Genomic DNA, 16,000 nt, shown 5'->3' with positions numbered 1-16,000 from the left:
CTACCCGCCGTCCCGGCCCCGCGCCCCGGGGCCGGTCACCTCCGGCGGGGTGTAGTGGGACAGGGGCTTCGCCTTCGGGTCCGGGCGTACCGCGCCCAGGACCGGATAGGCGGCGATCGGGGAGACCCTGATCCGGTCACCGGGTCTGGGGGCCTGGATCACCCTTCCGTCGCCGACGTACAGGGCGACGTGGGTGGCCTCGGGGAAGTAGACGACGAGGTCTCCGGGCCGCAGTTCGCCCAGCGGGACGTGCTGGAGCTCGGTCCACTGCTGCCGGCTGGTGCGCGGGACCGGGGTTCCGGCCTGCCGCCAGGCGCTCGAGGTGAGGCCCGGGCTGTCGTACGACGCCGGGCCCTGCGCGCCCGGCTGGTACGGCTTGCCGAGCTGTGCCACGGCGTAGCGCACCGCGCGGTCGCCCCCGGCGGACGGCGCGCGCTCGCCGCCGAGCGCGCCGGACGCGACGAAACCGCGCTGCGCGTCGGCGACCCCGTCCTTCTCGGACGTGGCGAGCGCGGTCAGCTGCCGGGCGGTGAGGGAGGCGAGCAGCCGTTCGACCTCGGCCAGCCTGCCGCGTACGTCGTCGCGTGCCTTCTTCTTCTGCTCGGCGAGGGTGAGCTGCGCGTCGAGTGCCGCGCGGGACCGGCGGGCCAGCCGGTCGGTCCGCTGCTCGCCGCTCGCCAGCCGGTCCACGGTCCGGACCCGCTCCCGCGCCAGCTGTCCGATGACGTGCCCCTCGTCGAGCGCGTGCTGTGGGTCGCGGGCGAGGAGCAGCCGCAGGTACGGGGAGAGGCCGGTGCTGCCCTGGTACTGCCGGCGAGCCAGCCGGCCGACGGCGCCCCTGCTGTCGTCCAGGGAGCGGCGGGCGCGGGCGAGCTCCTCCTCCAGCCGGTCCGATTCGGCACGCTGCTTCTTCAGCTTCTCCTCGGTGGCGTCGTAGGTCTCGGTGGCCTGCTCGGCCTGCCGGTACAGCCGTTGCAGGTCCGTCAGCAGCTCGGCCACGGACCGCGGGGGCTGCGGGGGCTGCGGGGGCCGCGGGGGTTGTGACGACTGCGAAGGCTGAGGGGACTGCGACGGCTGCGGGGACCGCGGGTGCTGCGACGGCTGCGGGGTCCGCGGGGCGGCGTCCGCGGTGGGCATGGGGGCGAGGACGGCCTGGGCCGCCACCGCGGCCGTACACACCAGGCGCAGGAGCCTTCCTGACACGACATCACCTCCGGTGCGGCAGGCGGACCATCCGCCTTTCGTATTTCCGCACGAGCATGAGGCGGGAAGGCGTGGACCAGGGGTGAGGCCTGCGCCGTCCGGCGCAACGATGTCACCCGCCGGTGTCGTCCGGGTTGCGGGCCGGCCCGCCGCGTGGCGTGGACCAGGGCCAGGCGAGCCCGCCGCCCGGCCGGGCCTGAGGGTCGTACCGGTACGTCCACCTTGGCACCAGCCCCACGCGCCCGCTCCGCCCCCCGGGCACCCTGCGGTAGACGAGGACCGTGGGCGGGCCGCCGTGCGGGTCCGGGACCGGGATCCGGTACGTCTTCGGGGGGTGGCCGGTCATGCCCAGCAGCACGGGCAGCACGCGCCCGTCCATGGGGCCGCCCTCGAAGGGGGTGTCCTGACTCTTCACAGGACCAGTGTCAGCCATCCCCGGCGAGGCCGGCGACCAGCGCCGCCGTCTGCGGATCGCGGCCCGCGGTCACCGTCAGCACGGCCACGAACTGCTCCACCAGCCAGTCGCGCAGCTCGTCGGCGGGCGGCTGCTTGTCCTCGTCGAGCCAGATGAGGGAGGCCGCCTCGACGGCCGTGATCCACATCCGGACGGTCATGCGCAGCCGCGGTCCCGGGTCCGTGACGCCGAGGTGGCTGAAGATGTGCTCGGCGGCGGCCCGGCGCACGCCGTCGACGATGGCGGTGGTCCGGGAGGTCTCGACGACGCTGCCGCCCTGGAGGAGGGCGCTGAAGCCGGCGTCGTGCTCGTCGACGAAGGTGAGGTAGCGGTCCAGGGCGCGGGCCAGGCGGGGGAGCGGGGGGCCCTCGCGGGGCTCGTCGAAGCAGTGCTGGAGCTCCTCGGCGGCGGAGCGCAGCGCGGCCTCGTAGAGCTGCTGCTTGCCGCCCGGGAAGTACCGGTACACCAGCGGCCGCGACACTCCCGCCGCCTCCGCCACGTCGTCCAGGGAGACGTCCTCGGGGGCGCGGTGCGCGAAGAGGCCCAGCGCGGCGTCGAGCAACTGACTGCGGCGCTCCTCGACACTGAGCCGGCGGTAGGCGGGGGTGGGGGCCTGCGGGGTCATGAGCCGCAGGGTAACTCTCCGCGGTGGATCGCGCTGGCCCGCGCTGGCCCGCGCTGGCCGTCGCACCGGGCCCGGCCCGCGGGCGGAGCGGGAGCGGGGCCCGGCGGGTGTTCCGCGGCCGCCGACGGCCGGCCGGCGGTCGGTCGGCGTTCAGCTGGCGGTCGGTCGGCGATCCGTCGGCGGTCGGCCGGCGGTCCGCCGGCGGCCGGTCGGCGGTCGGCCGGCGTTCAGTCGGCGGTCGGCCGGAGGTCCGTCGGCGGTCGTTCGGCGGTCAGTCGGCGGCCTTGAAGCTCATGACGCCGAAGGGGAAGCCGTCGCCCGCCTTCACGCCCCAGTTCATCGGGAAGACCCGGCCCTTGCAGCCTTTCCGCGCGTACAGGGCGAGCATGTGCCGGGTGTTGTTGTCGATCGACCGCGCGCCGACGGAACGGCTGCTGTAGCACTGGCCGAGCCGGGTGCCGATCTTTCCGGCCCGGCCCCTGAAGTGTTCCTGGGACCAGACACAGGTGTAGTTCTTCGCGCACCCCCCGCCGACGGCGTGCGCGGGTGCGGTCATGACGGCCACGCCGACCCAGCCGGCCGCGACCGTCACACCCGCCGAGCGGGCCAGGCGCTTGAAGGAAGTCACCGTTGCGGACCCCCGGTACGTCAGACATCGGTGGACGGGCGCGCCGACGACGATCACATGATCACCACGGCGACGCCGTCACCCTAGTCGACCCGGCCCCGACACCCCGGGAGCCCCGGCCGTCCGGCCACGCCGCCCTCACCCGACGGCGTACGCGGCCCGCGTCAGGCCAGCAGCCCCGACGACCGCCACAGCCGTCGGCCGACCCCCCGCAGCACCCCGATGTCGTCCAGGAAGTCGGTCAGCCGCTTCGCGCCCGTCTGCATGACCTCCCGGCGATGGCCGCTGGCCTTCACCTGCGCCATCGCCTCGCGCTTGTCCAGGCCCACGTTCGTGTACACGTCCGGGTTCACGAAGGCGACCGAGAACACGCGGGCGAACTCACCGGAGGTGACCCGGGTGAACTCCTGGGACCAGCGCGGCGCGGTCACCATCTGGCGGCGCAGCTCCTCGCGGGCGTAGCGGACGTGGCGGGCCTCCTCCACGACGTGGATGCGGGTGACACCGCGGATCAGCGGCTGCACCCGCTCGTCGGGGAAGGTCAGCCGCTGCATCCAGTCCAGGACCTCCTCGCCGAGCAGCGTCGCCGTGAAGGAGCCGGGGGTGGTGGAGATCGTCTTGAACAGGCGGCCCAGGTTCTGGTGGGCCCGGCTCACCGGGTACCAGGGCGCGTCCCCGCGCGAGATCAGCCGGGCGAACATCTTCGAGTGCCGGCACTCGTCCTCGATCTCGGTCAGCGCGTACCGGACGTGCGCGCTCGTCGCCGCCTTGTCGTAGATGTGCCGGACCAGCAGCTGCATCAGGATGATCTCGAACCAGATCCCCAGCGAGGCCAGCGCCGCCGCCTCGTGCTGCGACAGCAGGATCCGCTGCTCCTCACTCATCCGCCGCCACATCGGCGTGTCGTACAGCGACACCAGCTCCGGCGGCCAGAACCACTTGCCCTCCTCGAAGGGCGCGTCCCAGTCCAGCTCCTCGTCCGGGTCGAAGGAGTGCTTGGCGGAAGAGACGAGCAGCCGCTCGGCCACCTGCTCCCGGTCCTTGAGCAGGCCGAGCGCGTCGCGCACTCCCGCGAGCGCGTCGGCTTCCGTCACGGTCGTCATCGGCTGTCCCACCTCGTTGCGCGGAGTTCACATGTGCTGCCGCTCTTATGAGACTGCTTGTCAGCAAGGGCGTCAATCCCCCGCGCACCACTTGTTGACTCGGCGTCTACGTGTGAGCCTGCGGTGTATGCCGACCTACGACCTGTACGCCATGGACCCCGGCGACCCGCACTGGCAGGTACCGGCGAGCGGCGCGGCCCGCTTCAGCTGGGAGTACGACGACGGCCGCGACCGGCTCCTCGCCCTGTACCAGAAGGGCAAGGACAAGCAGTGGGACGGGCGGAAACGCATCGACTGGGACCTCGAGGTCGATCCGCACGATCCGCTCGGCACCCCCGACGAGGCGCTGAACCTGTACGGCACCCCGTACTGGGCGAAGATGACCGAACGCGACAAGGGCGAGCTGCGCAAGCACTACGCCTCCTGGCAGTTCAGCCAGTTCCTGCACGGCGAGCAGGGTGCGATGATCTGCGCGGCCCGGATCGTGGAGTCCGTCCCCGACCTCGACGCCAAGTTCTACTCCGCGACCCAGACCATGGACGAGGCCCGGCACGCCGAGATCTACGGCCGCTTCCTGAACGAGAAGATCGGGATGCTCTACCCGATCAACGACAACCTCCAGGCGCTGCTCGGCGACACCCTCCGCGACAGCCGCTGGGACATGCCCTACCTCGGCATGCAGGTCCTCATCGAGGGCCTCGCGCTCGCCGCCTTCGGCATGATCCGCGACACCACCGACAAGCCGCTGCCGAAACAGATCCTCGCCTACGTCATGCAGGACGAGGCCCGGCACGTCGCCTTCGGGCGGATGGCCCTGCGCGACTACTACAAGCAGCTCACCGACGCGGAACTGCGCGAGCGCGAGGAGTTCGTCATCGAGGGCTGCTACCTGATGCGCGACCGGCTGCGGGGCGAGGAGGTGCTGGAGAACTTCGGCATCGCGAAGGCGGAGGCGGCGGAGCTGAGCGAGCGCTCCGAGTTCCTCCAGCTGTTCCGCAAGCTGCTCTTCAGCCGCATCGTCCCCTGCGTGAAGGACATCGGCCTGTGGGGCAAGCGCCTCCAGGAGGCGTACGTCGACATGGGCGTCTTCGAGATGGGCGACTCCAACCTGGACCTGCTGATGGCCCAGGACGAGGAGATCGCCGAGAAGCTGGACGCCGAGCGCTTCGCGGCGGAGGAGCGGGAGCGGGTGGCCGAGGTGACGGAGACGATCGAGGAGGGTCAACAGCTGGGCGGCTGATCACTCGATCGACGGGCGAACCGGCATATTCCCCTGGGTACCCTGACCGTGTCAGGCAGACTCCGCCGCATGGGAGCGATCATGAGCGCCGCGCGTGGGCCGGAGCCCGATGTTCTGGTGTTCCGTGCGGACGCCGACACCGGTCCGAAGGAGACATGGTACCGGCCGGAGGACATCGTGATCGCTGTGGAGGTTGTCTCCGAGGATTCGGAGGACCGCGCCCGAGAGGTGAAACCACGGACGTACGCGCGGGCGGGTATTCCGCACTACTGGCGCGTCGAAGAGAACCAGGGCCTTCCGGTGGTCCATGTCTACGCACTCGACCCCGCGACCCAGGCCTACGGCCTCACCGCGATCAACCGCCGCCCGCCCCTCGCGCCTCCCCCGAACTGAGCACCGCCTCCATCACCGCCTTCGCGATCGGCGCCGCGTCACCGCCCCCGCTGATGTCACCCCGGTCGGCCGAGGCGTCCTCCACGACCACCGCGACCGCGACCTGCGGCTCCGGGGCGTCGTCGGCCTGCGCCCAGGAGACGAACCAGGCGTACGGGACACCGGCGTTGCCGATGCCGTGCTGGGCGGTGCCGGTCTTGCCGCCGACCGTGGCGCGGGGGATCGCGGCGTTGCGGCCGGTTCCCTCCCGCACCACGTCGGTCATCAGCTCCCGCATCCGCTCGGCCGTCGACGGCCGCATCACCTGACGCGCCGGCCGGGGACCGTACGCCGCCACGATCTCCCCGCCCGCCCGGGTGGTCCGCTCCACCAGGTACGGCGGCCGCAGCTGCCCCGCGTTCGCGACCGCCGCCGCCACCATCGCCATCTGCAACGGCGTGGCCCGGGTGTTGTACTGCCCGATCGAGGACAGCGCCAGCTGCGCCCGGTCCACGCCCGCGTCGAAGGTGCTCGGCGTGACCTGGAAGGGGATCCGCACGCGCCGGTCGTTGAAGCCGAAGGCCTGCGCCGTGCCCAGCATGTGCTCGGCGCCGGTCTCCACGCCCAGCTTGGCGAACACCGTGTTGCACGACCACTCGAAAGCCGTGCGCACCGAGGCGTTCACGCAGCCGCGGGACTCGTTCGTCAGCCTCGTCCGGGTACCGGGCAGCGTGTAGGGGTCCGGGGAGTGCGTCCGCTTGTCCAGGTTCCTGACGACCCCGGCGTCCAGGGCCGCCGCCGCGGTCACCACCTTGAAGGTGGAGCCCGGCGGATACGACTGCCGCACCGCCCGGTTGAGCATCGGCTTCTCCGGGTCGTCGTTGAGCCGGGCCCACGCCGAGGTCACCGCCTCCCCGTTGCCGGACAGCTCGGACGGGTCGTACGACGGGGTGGACACCAGGGCCAGGATCCGGCCGGTCGCCGGCTCGATCGCGGCGACCGCGCCCTTGCGCGCGCCCAGTCCCGCGAACGCCGCCTCCTGCGCGTCCCGGTCGAGGGTCGTCACCACGTTCCCGCCGGGGCTGCGGGACCGCGTGGCGCCGTTCCACAGCGGCAGCGGCGCCAGCATCGGATCCGTCCCGGACAGCACGGCGTCCTCGCTGTGCTCCAGCAGCGTCGTCCCGTACTTCTGCGAGGAGAAGCCGGTGACCGGCGCGTACAACGGGCCCTGTGCATAGGCGCGTTCGTAGCGCAGCTGCTCCCCGCTGTCCCGGGAGCCGGTGACCGGCCCGTCGCCGACCAGGATGTCCCCGCGCGGCTGCTGGTAACGGGCGATCGTGGGACGGCGGTTGGCCGGGTTGCGGTCGTAGGACCCGGCCTGGACGACCTGGACGCGGGCGGCGTTCACCAGCAGGGCCGCCAGCAGCAGGACGCAGAAGGCGGCCGCGTACCGGATGCACTTCGTCACGGGGCCTCCCGCCCGTCGTACTGCCGGCGCGCCGAGTCGCTCAGCCGGATCAGCAGGGCGACGATCGCCCAGTTGGTGACGACGGACGAGCCGCCCTGCGCCAGGAACGGCATCGCCATGCCGGTCAGCGGGATCAGACCGGTCACCCCGCCCGCGATCACGAACACCTGGAGCGCGAGGAGTGAGGCCAGACCCACCGCGAGGAGCCGGCCGAACGGGTCGCGCAGCGCCAGCCCCGCCCGGTAGCCGCGCTCCACGAGAAGCGCGTACAGCAGGAAGATCGCCGACAGGCCGGCCAGCCCCAGCTCCTCGCCGGCCGTGGCCAGGATGAAGTCCGACTTGACGGCGAACCCGATCAGGACGGAGTGGCCGAGCCCCAGCCCGGTGCCAAGGACACCGCCCGCCGCGAACGCGAACAGGGACTGGGCGAGCTGGCCCGGGCCCTGGCCGGCGTCGATGGTGGCGAACGGGTGCAGCCAGTCCTCGACCCGGCCGTGCACGTGCGGCTCCAGCCGGCCGACCGCGACCGAGCCGAACACCGCGAGCAGCAGCCCGACCGCGATCCAGCCGGTCCGGCCGGTGGCGACGTACAGCAGCACCACGAACAGACCGAAGAACAGCAGCGAGGTCCCGAGGTCCCGCTCCAGCACCAGCACGCCGACGCTCAGCAGCCAGATCGCCACGATCGGCCCGAGGACCCGCCCGGTGGGCAGCAGGATCCACCACACGCGGCGGCCGCTGTAGGCGAGCGCGGTGCGGTTGGCCGCCAGGTACGCCGCGAAGAACACCGCCAGCAGCACCTTCGCGAACTCCCCCGGCTGGATGGAGAATCCGCCGATCCGGATCCAGATCCGGGCGCCGTTGACGGCCGGGAAGAGGACCGGCAGCGTGAGCAGGACCAGGGCCGCGGCCACGCAGACGTAGGCGTAGCGCTGGAGCACCCGGTGGTCGCGCAGCAGCAGGACGACCACGATGAACAGGCCCACCCCCAGCGTGGACCACACCAGCTGGGCGGGGGCCGCCCGGTCGCCCGGCGCCTCCAGGTCGAGCCGGTAGATCAGGACCAGGCCGAGACCGTTGAGCAGCACCCCGATCGGCAGCGGCAGCGGATCGGCGCCGGGCGCGCGCACCCGGACGGCGAGGTGCGCGACCAGGGCGAGCACACCGAGTCCGGCACCGTACCCGGCGGCACCGGGCGGGACGGCGCCGTACCTGGCCAGGCCCACGGCACAGTAGCCGTACACCGACAACAGGACGGCCAGCACGATCAGGGCCAGTTCGAGGCCACGGCGCCGGGGGAGGCGTGCGGCGGATGCGGGGGGCTGCGCCGCTGCCACGGTGGTTCCGGTGGTTCCGGCGTTGGTCATGCCCGGAACTTACCTAAATGTGGTGTCGTGTGTGCGCAGCGTGCGCCGCTTTCGTCCCTCGGTTCGTCCGGCTCGGCCGGTTCGTTCACTGCGGGAAGCGTGTCCGGCGGCAGGGGGTTCGGCGGCAGAGCGTTCGTTCGCGGCCGGGACCGTTCGGTGGAACGGGCCGCACGGCGGCGCAGTGCACCCCGCTCCGCCGGGGAAACGGACACTGCGCGACTCGGTCACCCGCCCCCCGACCTGCGCTGTTCGGCCATCCACCCCCGCCCCGGCGCCGTCGGCGCCGGCGGAGCGCTTGCCCCCGCCCCGCCCCTCCTGTTCCCATGGTCGAGGGGTGATGGCGCATGAGCGGACTGCGCGTCGTGCCGGCCTGGCGGCACGGTCAGGAACGTCTGTACGTCTGCGGAAGGGACGGCGGCAACCTCGCCTGGTACGACCGTGAGTCGAGCCGGGTCAACCTGCTCAGCGAGGACCGCAGGGAGGACGTGCTCGAAGCCCTCGGGCCCTTCCTGACCGGCCCGGTCACGGTGGGCCCGCCCCCCGTCCCGACCCCCGCCGAGCTGGCCCGCCTCACCCTCCACCCGGACGACGACCTGGCGCCCAACCGCCCCGGCGAGGCGCTGCTCGTCGCCCTCGACCGGGACCCGGCCCCACCGCACCGCCTCCGCCCCGACCCCCGCCGCCGGGCCCTCGCGGCCGAGCAGGCCGTCGGCGAGGCCCTGGACCGGCTGGAGGAGGCGGGCTGGCACACCCTGCACTCCGTCCCGCTCCCCGGCGGCGACCGCATCCACCACCTGGCCATCGGCCCCGGCGGCCTCTTCGCCGTGCACAGCGTGTACGCCCGCCGCCGGCGGGTCACCGTGACCGACCCGATGGTCACCCTCGGCCGCCGCGACACGCTGCCGCTGCTACGCCGGCTCCGCGCGGACGCCGACCGGGCGTCCCACACCCTGACCGCGGAGGTCCGCCCGGTCCTGGCCCTGCTCGGCCCGACGGAGATATCCATACCGACGGCGCCACCGCGCCGGATCCGCATCCTGAGGGAGACCGAGATCGAGGCCCTGGCCCGACTGGGCGGCGTACTGAAGCCGGGGGACGTGGAGGGACTGCACGCGATGGCCCGGGACCGGGGGACGTGGGGAAGGGAGTAGGCAAGTACGTGGGGCGGAACCTTTTCGAGCCCGGGCCGGCAAGAACTCAGCCCGTCCGGCGTTTGAGGACAAGGCCCGTTCAGGGCCGAAGCAGGGGCCCGGGGGCGGCAGCCCCGGTGACGGGACGGGCAGGGGCGGCGGGGGCGAAACCCCTCACGTACCCCACCCCACCCCATCCCACCCCACGGCACCCCACCCCCCCCACGGCACACTCACGGCAGCACAGCCGCCCGCCCCGGCTCCAGCAACGGAGCCAGCAGATCCCCGTGATCCCGCAACCGCGGCCCGACATCCCCCGCCCGGAACACCAGCTCCGCGGGAACCCGGCACGCCCCGACCTCCTCCCACGTCACCGGCGCCGAAACGAACGGCTCCGCCCGCGCCCGCACGGTGTAAGGCGCCGCGGTCGTCTTCCGCGCGGCGTTCTGGCTCCAGTCCACGAACACCTTCCCCGGCCGCAGACTCCGCGTCATCCGGTGCACCACCAGCCGCGGCATGGCCCGCTCGGCCTCCACCGCCAGTCCCTTGGCGTACTCCGACACCCGCTCGGACGACGCCCCGCGCACCGCGGCCAGCAGATGCAGCCCCTTGGACCCGGAGGTCTTCACCCACACCTCGACCCCATCAGCGGCCAGCCGCTCCCGCAGCCACAGCGCGACCTCGCAGCACTGCACCACACCCGCCGGCGCCCCCGGATCGAGATCGAACACCAGCCGATCCGCCTCCCCCGGATCCTGGATCAGCCACTGATGGGTGTGGAACTCCGCGACGAGGTTCGCCGCCCACATCAGTGAGGCCAGGTCCTGCACCAGCACCATCCGCGCCGGCCCCTCCGAGCGCGGCACCTCGGCGGTGGTGACCCACTCGGGCGTACCCGGCGGCACGTTCTTGGTGAAGAACACCTCCCCGTCCGGCCCGTCCGGATAGCGCAGGAAGGACACCGGCCGGTCACGCAGATGGGGAAGGAGGGCCTCGGCCGTGGTCGCGTAGTAGTGCAGCAGCTCGGCCTTCGTGAAGCCGGTCGCCGGATACAGCACCTTCTCCAGGTTGCTGAGCGCGACCCTCCGCCCCTCCACCTCTGTGATCGGCGTCATACGATGAGAATCCCACGCACTATGTGACAAAGCTGAACGAAACGGCGACGGAAAGGTGCTGCACGTGCGATCCATCTGGAACGGCGCCATCTCCTTCGGACTCGTCAGCATCCCGATCAAGCTGGTGAACGCCACCGAGAGCCACTCCATCTCCTTCCGCCAGATCCACACCGAGGACGGCGGCCGGATCCGCTACCGCAAGGTGTGCGAACTGGAGGACCGGGAGGTCACCCAGTCGGAGATCGGCAAGGGCTACGAGGACGCGGACGGCACGATCATCCCGATCAGCGACGACGACCTGTCCCACCTGCCCATCCCGACCGCGAGGACGATCGAGATCGTCGCCTTCGTCCCGGCCGAGCGGATCGACCCGCTCCAGATGGACGCCGCGTACTACCTCGCCGCGAGCGGCGCCCCGGCGGCCAAGCCGTACACACTCCTGCGCGAGGCCCTCAAGCGCAGCAACAAGGTGGCCATCGCCAAGTACGCCCTGCGCGGCCGCGAGCGGCTGGGCATGCTGCGCGTGGTCGGCGACGCCATCGCCATGCACGGCCTGCTCTGGCCGGACGAGGTCCGCGACCCCGAGGGCGTCGCCCCGGACGTGGACGTCACGGTCCGCGACAAGGAACTGGACCTCGCGGACGCCCTGATGGACACCCTCGGCGAGGTCGACCTCCAGGACCTGCACGACGAGTACCGCGATGCCCTGGAGGAGGTCATCGCCGCGAAGGCCACCGGCGAGACACCCCCACAGGCCCCCACCCCGCCGTCGGGCGGCAAGGTGCTCGACCTGATGGCCGCCCTGGAGAACAGCGTCCGCGCCGCGAGGGAGTCCCGGGGCGAGGAAGCGGGCCGGGCGAGCCGCGCGGAGCCCAAGGAGACCGGCGGCAAGAAGTCGACGTCCGCGGCCAGGAAGACGCAGGCGAAGAAGACACCGTCGAGAACCACGGCGACCACGGCCACCACAGCCAAGACGACGACGGCGAAATCCACGACGAGGTCCACGGCGAAGTCCACGGCGGCCGACAAGAAGACGGCGGCCAAGAAGGCCACGGCCAAGAAGACCGCCTCCCGCAAGCGCTCCGCGTAGCCCCGCCGCTCACTGCGCGGCGCTCGCACGCTCCTTCCGGGCCATGAAGAAGTCCAGGTACGACAGCGCTATGACCAGCAGCGGGATGATGACCCAGAGCAGCACGACCCGGGGCCGGCCATCGGTCAGCATGGCGACGACAACGACCGCGACGCCGCTGCCGACGAAGCCGAAGAACTGCCGGTAGGACCGGAAGCCACCCCTGAACGCCACGTTCTTCCCGTAAGGATCATCGTCCTCGGCGAACGCGGCGCGCACGGGGTGGCCGTCGCCCTCGCGCCGCGCCTGGAGCCAGGCGAAGAACAACCGGCCGAGTGCGTAGAGAAAGCCCGTACCCAGGTAGAGCCACCAGCCGAGGCCGTCGTCGGGCAGAGCACGAGCAAGCGTCATGGCGACCGCGTGCCCCGCCCCCGGCGGAGCAGACGCTTCCACATGTCCCACCTCCGTGGACCGCGCCCGTTCACCCGTCCGGGTCACGAGCGAGGTGACGAAGGACGCCGACCGTCCGCCGATCCCACCGGCCATCTGTCCGACCGTCTACGGTGCGAAGAGGCACCCCAGCAGTGCCCGGTCCACCGGGCGCGACCGGAATCCGGAATGGAGAGCAACGTGACATCCTCCTCCCCGAACCGAAGAGGGATCCGGATCGCACCTCTTCTGCTGGCGACGATGGCCGCGGGTGGCTCCGTCGCCGGATGCTCCGCGGAGGCCGGCACCATGACACGGATCGAGGCCACCGCACCCGGCAGCCCTCTGCTCTCCGCGGTCGGCAGGGAGATCGCCCTGCCGCCGAAGACCTGGACGGCGTCGGGCACGCACACGGCCAAGGGATACACGACCAAGGCCGCCAAGACCGTCAACGCCGAGGGCATGGCCGCGGACTGCCTCAACATCAACCTCAACAAGAAGCTGAGCGCCGACTTCCGCAGCGACGTGTTCGGTCCCGGCGTGAAGGGATTCTTCTACAAGTGTCAGAAGGTACGCCCGGACACCAACCAGTACTGGTTCACCATCAGTTCCGCGGACCGCGCCCAGATCGACAGGCTCTGTGACCCGGCCACCAGGTACCCGCTCGTCCACGACGAGCAGCACGACACCTACTGGATCGACGAGCCGTTCACCTGCACCACGCGGGTGGGCCCCTCATAGGATGCTCCCGCTCTACGGGCTCACCGAGCGGCGAAGGGCAGCCGCAGCACGATCTCGCCGTCGTCGATCTCGCCCGTAGGCTCGAACCCGAACTTCCGGTAGAACGGCCAGGGTTCACCCTCGCCGGGATCGTAGCTGGTCAGCAGCTCGGTGGCGCCGTCCGCGCGAACCAGGGCGGCGATCTGCGTGAGCACCTCTCGGCCGATCCCCCGCCTCTGGTGCCGCTTGTCGACGAGCAGGCGCCAGATGAAGTGCCGCCCCGCGTAAGGACCAGTCGGTGGCTTCCACGACAGCATCACGAAGCCGACCGGTTCGTCGCCGCGGTACACGGCGCGGTACCAAGGATTGGCCTCCGGCTTCTTCGCCGCATCCTTGAGCGACCTGGACACGGAGGCGACGAACTGCTTCTGGTCACGCCGGACACGGAGGGCACGAACGGCATCCCGGTTGTCGTCGGTGATCTCCCGCAGGTGCACCTCTGGGGATTTCATGCCACACCCTTCCTGCCCCGGCGGCTGCGCCGTCCGGGCCGACGCGACGAATCGCCGACGTGCGCCGGTCCGCTGCGCGCACGCGACCCCAAGGACGCCGTGTTGGACGTCTTCGCAGCGTATTCGACGCAGCGGATCTGGAGCGGGACTGGCACGCCGGGCGCCAGGTGTGCCTCGGCCTGGGCGGCGAGCTGGGCCAGAAGGTACTGCCCGTGCAGCGCGCCGGACGGGGAAAGAAGAAGACAACAACGGGCTGACCCCCAGCGTGCGACGCCCCTCGCCTCCCTCCGAACGGCAACCGCTCTCGGGCCCCAGGACTCGTCCGGGGGCCCCGTCAAACGAGAGCGGGCGTACTCGTGCGAAGACGGGCGATGGTCACCGGCCTCAGGCCGGGCCGGCGGGATCCGCGCAGTCGCACTCGGCCCAGACCGTCTTGCCGCCGGGCGGGTACGGCTCGACGCCCCACCGGTCGGCGAGGGCGGTGACCAGGAGCAGGCCCCGCCCGGACTCGGCGTCCAGAGGCGTCCCGCAGTCCGCGGGCGGCGACGGAAGGCGCTCGCCCCGGGCATCGGTGACGGCGACACGGAGCACGCCGGCCGTGGTGTCGAGGGTGAGGGTGAGCCGGAAGTCGCGGCTGCCCACCCGACCGTGCAGGGCGGCGTTGGCGGCGAGCTCGGCCACGATCTGCTCGGCGCGCTCGGTGACGCCGGGTGGCACCGGCCACGCGCGCAGCTGCCCGGCGGCGAGGAGCCGGGCGAGCCGGGCCCCGCGGCGGGTGGATGACAGCAGCTGGGCAAACGTGTGTGCGACCGGGCTGAGTTGGGGAGTGCTTGCTTTCACCAGGCCACTGTGACGGGGGCGCACGGGCGCGTTCCAGGGGTACGGTCCGTACGCTGCGTCAGCGTACGAGCACATTCCGTGGACGGTACGACAGTTCATGCGTCACGCTGAGTGTCGTCGGGTGAGGAACGGCGAACAGCGCGGGTACGGAACCGGAGGTGGCCGCGGATGACCGACGGCGGTGTGGTGGACGACGAGGACATGCCGTGCGGCGAGGCGGACCGGGAGCCCGACCCCTCGGACAGCCTGCGGACCTTCGGGGCGGTCATGCAAGCGCTGCGCGAGCACGCCGGCTACACCAGAACTGAGTTCGCGAACCTGGTGAGCTTCTCCAAGCACACGGTGGAGTCGGTGGAGTTGGGGCGCCGAATGCCCGACGTGGCACTGGTGGAGCGCTCGGAGGAGGCGCTGGGCAACACGGGGGCGCTGCGGAAGGCGTCGAAGTACGTGACCCGGGGCCGCGGGGACGTGGGGCTCGCGGCGTGGTTCCGGCAGTGGGCCCGGCTGGAGCGGGTGGCGGTGAGCCTGTGCACGTACGAATGCCGTTTGGTGCCGGGGTTGTTGCAGTCGGAGGGGTATGCGCGGGCGGTGTTCGAGGGGACCGTTCCGGTGGCGCCGGACAGCCTCCTGGAGGACTTCATGGCCCGACGGATGGAGCGGCAGCGGATGCTGTTCGAGCGGTCGACGACGCCGTTCAGTTTCATCGTCGAAGAGCATGTCTTCCGGCGTCGGTTCGGGGATCCAGAGCGGATGCGGCAGATGCTCGACCATGTGCTGGAGCTGAGTGCACCGCGGAACGTCACGCTTCAAGTCGTGCCTCTGGAGGCTGGTTTGCATGCCTGTCTGGACGGCCCGGTGCAGTTGCTGGAGACTTCGAAGGGGCGACGGCTCGCATACTCCGAGGGGCAGCAGAACGGCCGCCTGATCTCCGATGCGAAAGAGGTGAGCCTGCTCTGCCAGCGCTATGACACACTGCGCTCGCAGGCCCTGAATGCCACGGACTCGCGGGGTCTGCTGGAGCGACTCCGAGGAGAGCTATGAGCACGAGGCCGGAACTGGCGTGGTTCAAGTCCAGCTACAGCGGCAGTCAGGGTGACAGCTGCGTCGAGGTCGCCATCACCGAACAGCTCGTCTGCGTAAGAGACTCCAAGGACGTGTCGCATCCTCACTTCGCCGTCGACCGCGAGGAGTGGTCACGGTTCGTGGGGTTCATCGCGGAGACGTGAGCCACGCAGGCGCCGACGGCCCCGCGAGGCGTGTGCAGGAGCAGTATCGCCCGAATCCACAGCACGCTGTGGCCTCAGTCGTCCCGTTGCGTCACGTCAGCCGCCGACTTGATGCCGTTGAGTGAGAGACAGCGCGAGAGGTCGGGAGCCAGTAAACCTGGCCCCCGACCTCTTCTTTAGGCGGGCGCCCTGGGCAACGCTTGATCTCTACCGATCCTCAGCGAGCGCCCTCGTCGGAGTTCGAACCTGCGCTCACGGCTCCAGAGGCGCCTTAGGGACCTGCGTAACACACCAGGCCAAGGCGCTGAACGTGATCACGGGACGACCAGTGTTGGCTGATTCGACGGTCGCCCAGAAGTGCCACTGTATGCCACTGTCCGGCCCCGTTGTGGTCGGCTGTGGATGCAGGGCTTGCGCAAGTTCCCGGGATCGCCCAACTGGCGTCAGAGTGTCGCTGGTTGGGGTGGATGACAGAGCGGACACGGGATCCGTGATCATT

General features: G+C 71.4%; 17 protein-coding genes and 1 pseudogene. 7 read left to right on the top strand and 11 right to left on the bottom strand.

Annotated elements, in window-relative coordinates:
* From ABZX30_RS14715 to ABZX30_RS14695, 5 genes are all read right to left on the bottom strand, one after another.
* Nucleotides 1-1,203 carry an NlpC/P60 family protein gene (locus ABZX30_RS14715; RefSeq protein WP_355933278.1) on the bottom strand — a complete coding sequence of 401 codons (1,203 nt, stop codon included), beginning with the start codon at nucleotides 1,201-1,203 and terminating at the stop codon, nucleotides 1-3.
* Nucleotides 1,204-1,315: 112 nt separating this feature from the next.
* Entirely contained in the window at nucleotides 1,316-1,618 is a 303-nt protein-coding gene (locus tag ABZX30_RS14710) for a hypothetical protein (RefSeq protein ID WP_355933275.1), read from the bottom strand.
* A 10-nt stretch (nucleotides 1,619-1,628) separates the two neighbouring features.
* Nucleotides 1,629-2,282 carry a TetR/AcrR family transcriptional regulator gene (locus ABZX30_RS14705; protein WP_355933272.1) on the bottom strand — a complete coding sequence of 218 codons (654 nt, stop codon included), beginning with the start codon at nucleotides 2,280-2,282 and terminating at the stop codon, nucleotides 1,629-1,631.
* Between the two features lie 271 nt (nucleotides 2,283-2,553).
* Entirely contained in the window at nucleotides 2,554-2,910 is a 357-nt protein-coding gene (locus ABZX30_RS14700; RefSeq protein ID WP_355933270.1) for a peptidase inhibitor family I36 protein, read from the bottom strand.
* Between the two features lie 164 nt (nucleotides 2,911-3,074).
* Nucleotides 3,075-4,013, bottom strand: coding sequence for a diiron oxygenase (locus ABZX30_RS14695; protein WP_355933267.1), 939 nt, complete (start codon nucleotides 4,011-4,013; stop codon nucleotides 3,075-3,077).
* A gap of 127 nt (nucleotides 4,014-4,140) precedes the next feature.
* Between ABZX30_RS14695 and ABZX30_RS14690 the strand changes: the two genes are divergently transcribed.
* Together ABZX30_RS14690 and ABZX30_RS14685 are read left to right on the top strand one after the other, a co-directional pair.
* Nucleotides 4,141-5,253 (top strand): ferritin-like domain-containing protein, encoded by a 1,113-nt coding sequence (locus ABZX30_RS14690; RefSeq protein ID WP_355933264.1) that lies wholly within the window; start codon nucleotides 4,141-4,143, stop codon nucleotides 5,251-5,253.
* A 99-nt stretch (nucleotides 5,254-5,352) separates the two neighbouring features.
* A pseudogene (locus ABZX30_RS14685) lies at nucleotides 5,353-5,595 on the top strand (Uma2 family endonuclease); the annotation flags it as partial.
* A gap of 13 nt (nucleotides 5,596-5,608) precedes the next feature.
* Here the strand turns inward: ABZX30_RS14685 and ABZX30_RS14680 are convergent.
* Both ABZX30_RS14680 and ABZX30_RS14675 read right to left on the bottom strand, forming a co-directional pair.
* Nucleotides 5,609-7,093, bottom strand: a complete 1,485-nt coding sequence (locus tag ABZX30_RS14680; protein WP_355933262.1) for a penicillin-binding transpeptidase domain-containing protein — start codon at nucleotides 7,091-7,093, stop codon at nucleotides 5,609-5,611.
* Complete coding sequence (locus tag ABZX30_RS14675; RefSeq protein ID WP_355933259.1) at nucleotides 7,090-8,460, bottom strand: FtsW/RodA/SpoVE family cell cycle protein; 1,371 nt, start codon at nucleotides 8,458-8,460, stop codon at nucleotides 7,090-7,092. The genes ABZX30_RS14680 and ABZX30_RS14675 overlap by 4 nt, the downstream gene beginning before the upstream one ends.
* A gap of 344 nt (nucleotides 8,461-8,804) precedes the next feature.
* Between ABZX30_RS14675 and ABZX30_RS14670 the strand changes: the two genes are divergently transcribed.
* The gene (locus tag ABZX30_RS14670) at nucleotides 8,805-9,611 is read left to right on the top strand and encodes a nuclease-related domain-containing protein (protein ID WP_355933257.1); all 807 of its coding nucleotides are present in this window, start codon (nucleotides 8,805-8,807) and stop codon (nucleotides 9,609-9,611) included.
* A 212-nt stretch (nucleotides 9,612-9,823) separates the two neighbouring features.
* On the opposite strand, the gene ligD is transcribed toward ABZX30_RS14670, so the two are convergent.
* The gene (gene ligD, locus ABZX30_RS14665) at nucleotides 9,824-10,705 is read right to left on the bottom strand and encodes a non-homologous end-joining DNA ligase (protein WP_355933255.1); all 882 of its coding nucleotides are present in this window, start codon (nucleotides 10,703-10,705) and stop codon (nucleotides 9,824-9,826) included.
* A gap of 64 nt (nucleotides 10,706-10,769) precedes the next feature.
* Between ligD and ABZX30_RS14660 the strand changes: the two genes are divergently transcribed.
* Nucleotides 10,770-11,795, top strand: a complete 1,026-nt coding sequence (locus ABZX30_RS14660; RefSeq protein WP_355933253.1) for a Ku protein — start codon at nucleotides 10,770-10,772, stop codon at nucleotides 11,793-11,795.
* A 9-nt stretch (nucleotides 11,796-11,804) separates the two neighbouring features.
* On the opposite strand, the gene ABZX30_RS14655 is transcribed toward ABZX30_RS14660, so the two are convergent.
* Entirely contained in the window at nucleotides 11,805-12,185 is a 381-nt protein-coding gene (locus ABZX30_RS14655) for a hypothetical protein (protein ID WP_355933250.1), read from the bottom strand.
* Between the two features lie 327 nt (nucleotides 12,186-12,512).
* Here ABZX30_RS14655 and ABZX30_RS14650 point away from each other — a divergent pair, with 327 nt between their 5' ends.
* Nucleotides 12,513-12,944 carry a hypothetical protein gene (locus tag ABZX30_RS14650; protein WP_355933247.1) on the top strand — a complete coding sequence of 144 codons (432 nt, stop codon included), beginning with the start codon at nucleotides 12,513-12,515 and terminating at the stop codon, nucleotides 12,942-12,944.
* A gap of 20 nt (nucleotides 12,945-12,964) precedes the next feature.
* Here the strand turns inward: ABZX30_RS14650 and ABZX30_RS14645 are convergent, their stop codons facing one another.
* Nucleotides 12,965-13,435: a GNAT family N-acetyltransferase gene (locus tag ABZX30_RS14645; protein ID WP_355933245.1), complete on the bottom strand. Its 471-nt coding sequence runs from the start codon at nucleotides 13,433-13,435 to the stop codon at nucleotides 12,965-12,967.
* 384 nt (nucleotides 13,436-13,819) lie between these two features.
* Complete coding sequence (locus tag ABZX30_RS14640) at nucleotides 13,820-14,275, bottom strand: ATP-binding protein (protein ID WP_355933243.1); 456 nt, start codon at nucleotides 14,273-14,275, stop codon at nucleotides 13,820-13,822.
* Nucleotides 14,276-14,443: 168 nt separating this feature from the next.
* On the opposite strand from ABZX30_RS14640, the gene ABZX30_RS14635 reads away from it, so the two are divergent.
* Both ABZX30_RS14635 and ABZX30_RS14630 read left to right on the top strand, forming a co-directional pair.
* Nucleotides 14,444-15,316, top strand: a complete 873-nt coding sequence (locus ABZX30_RS14635) for a helix-turn-helix transcriptional regulator (protein WP_355933240.1) — start codon at nucleotides 14,444-14,446, stop codon at nucleotides 15,314-15,316.
* Nucleotides 15,313-15,501: a DUF397 domain-containing protein gene (locus ABZX30_RS14630; protein ID WP_355933238.1), complete on the top strand. Its 189-nt coding sequence runs from the start codon at nucleotides 15,313-15,315 to the stop codon at nucleotides 15,499-15,501. Before ABZX30_RS14635 ends, ABZX30_RS14630 begins: the two co-directional genes overlap by 4 nt.
* Nucleotides 15,502-16,000: the final 499 nt, after the last annotated feature.

It is taken from the genome of Streptomyces sp. NPDC004542 (genome assembly GCF_040610035.1).
Lineage (GTDB): Bacteria > Actinomycetota > Actinomycetes > Streptomycetales > Streptomycetaceae > Streptomyces.
This window is presented reverse-complemented; position numbering and strand designations above follow the sequence as displayed.

Coding starts and splice junctions, on each gene's coding strand:
- ABZX30_RS14645 (WP_355933245.1), bottom strand. CDS start 13,435: ATGAAATCCCCAGAGGTGCACCTGCGGGAGATCACCGACGACAACCGG.
- ABZX30_RS14630 (WP_355933238.1), top strand. CDS start 15,313: ATGAGCACGAGGCCGGAACTGGCGTGGTTCAAGTCCAGCTACAGCGGC.
- ABZX30_RS14675 (WP_355933259.1), bottom strand. CDS start 8,460: ATGACCAACGCCGGAACCACCGGAACCACCGTGGCAGCGGCGCAGCCC.
- ABZX30_RS14650 (WP_355933247.1), top strand. CDS start 12,513: ATGACACGGATCGAGGCCACCGCACCCGGCAGCCCTCTGCTCTCCGCG.
- ABZX30_RS14635 (WP_355933240.1), top strand. CDS start 14,444: ATGACCGACGGCGGTGTGGTGGACGACGAGGACATGCCGTGCGGCGAG.
- ABZX30_RS14690 (WP_355933264.1), top strand. CDS start 4,141: ATGCCGACCTACGACCTGTACGCCATGGACCCCGGCGACCCGCACTGG.
- ABZX30_RS14695 (WP_355933267.1), bottom strand. CDS start 4,013: ATGACGACCGTGACGGAAGCCGACGCGCTCGCGGGAGTGCGCGACGCG.
- ABZX30_RS14705 (WP_355933272.1), bottom strand. CDS start 2,282: ATGACCCCGCAGGCCCCCACCCCCGCCTACCGCCGGCTCAGTGTCGAG.
- ligD (WP_355933255.1), bottom strand. CDS start 10,705: ATGACGCCGATCACAGAGGTGGAGGGGCGGAGGGTCGCGCTCAGCAAC.
- ABZX30_RS14655 (WP_355933250.1), bottom strand. CDS start 12,185: ATGACGCTTGCTCGTGCTCTGCCCGACGACGGCCTCGGCTGGTGGCTC.
- ABZX30_RS14670 (WP_355933257.1), top strand. CDS start 8,805: ATGAGCGGACTGCGCGTCGTGCCGGCCTGGCGGCACGGTCAGGAACGT.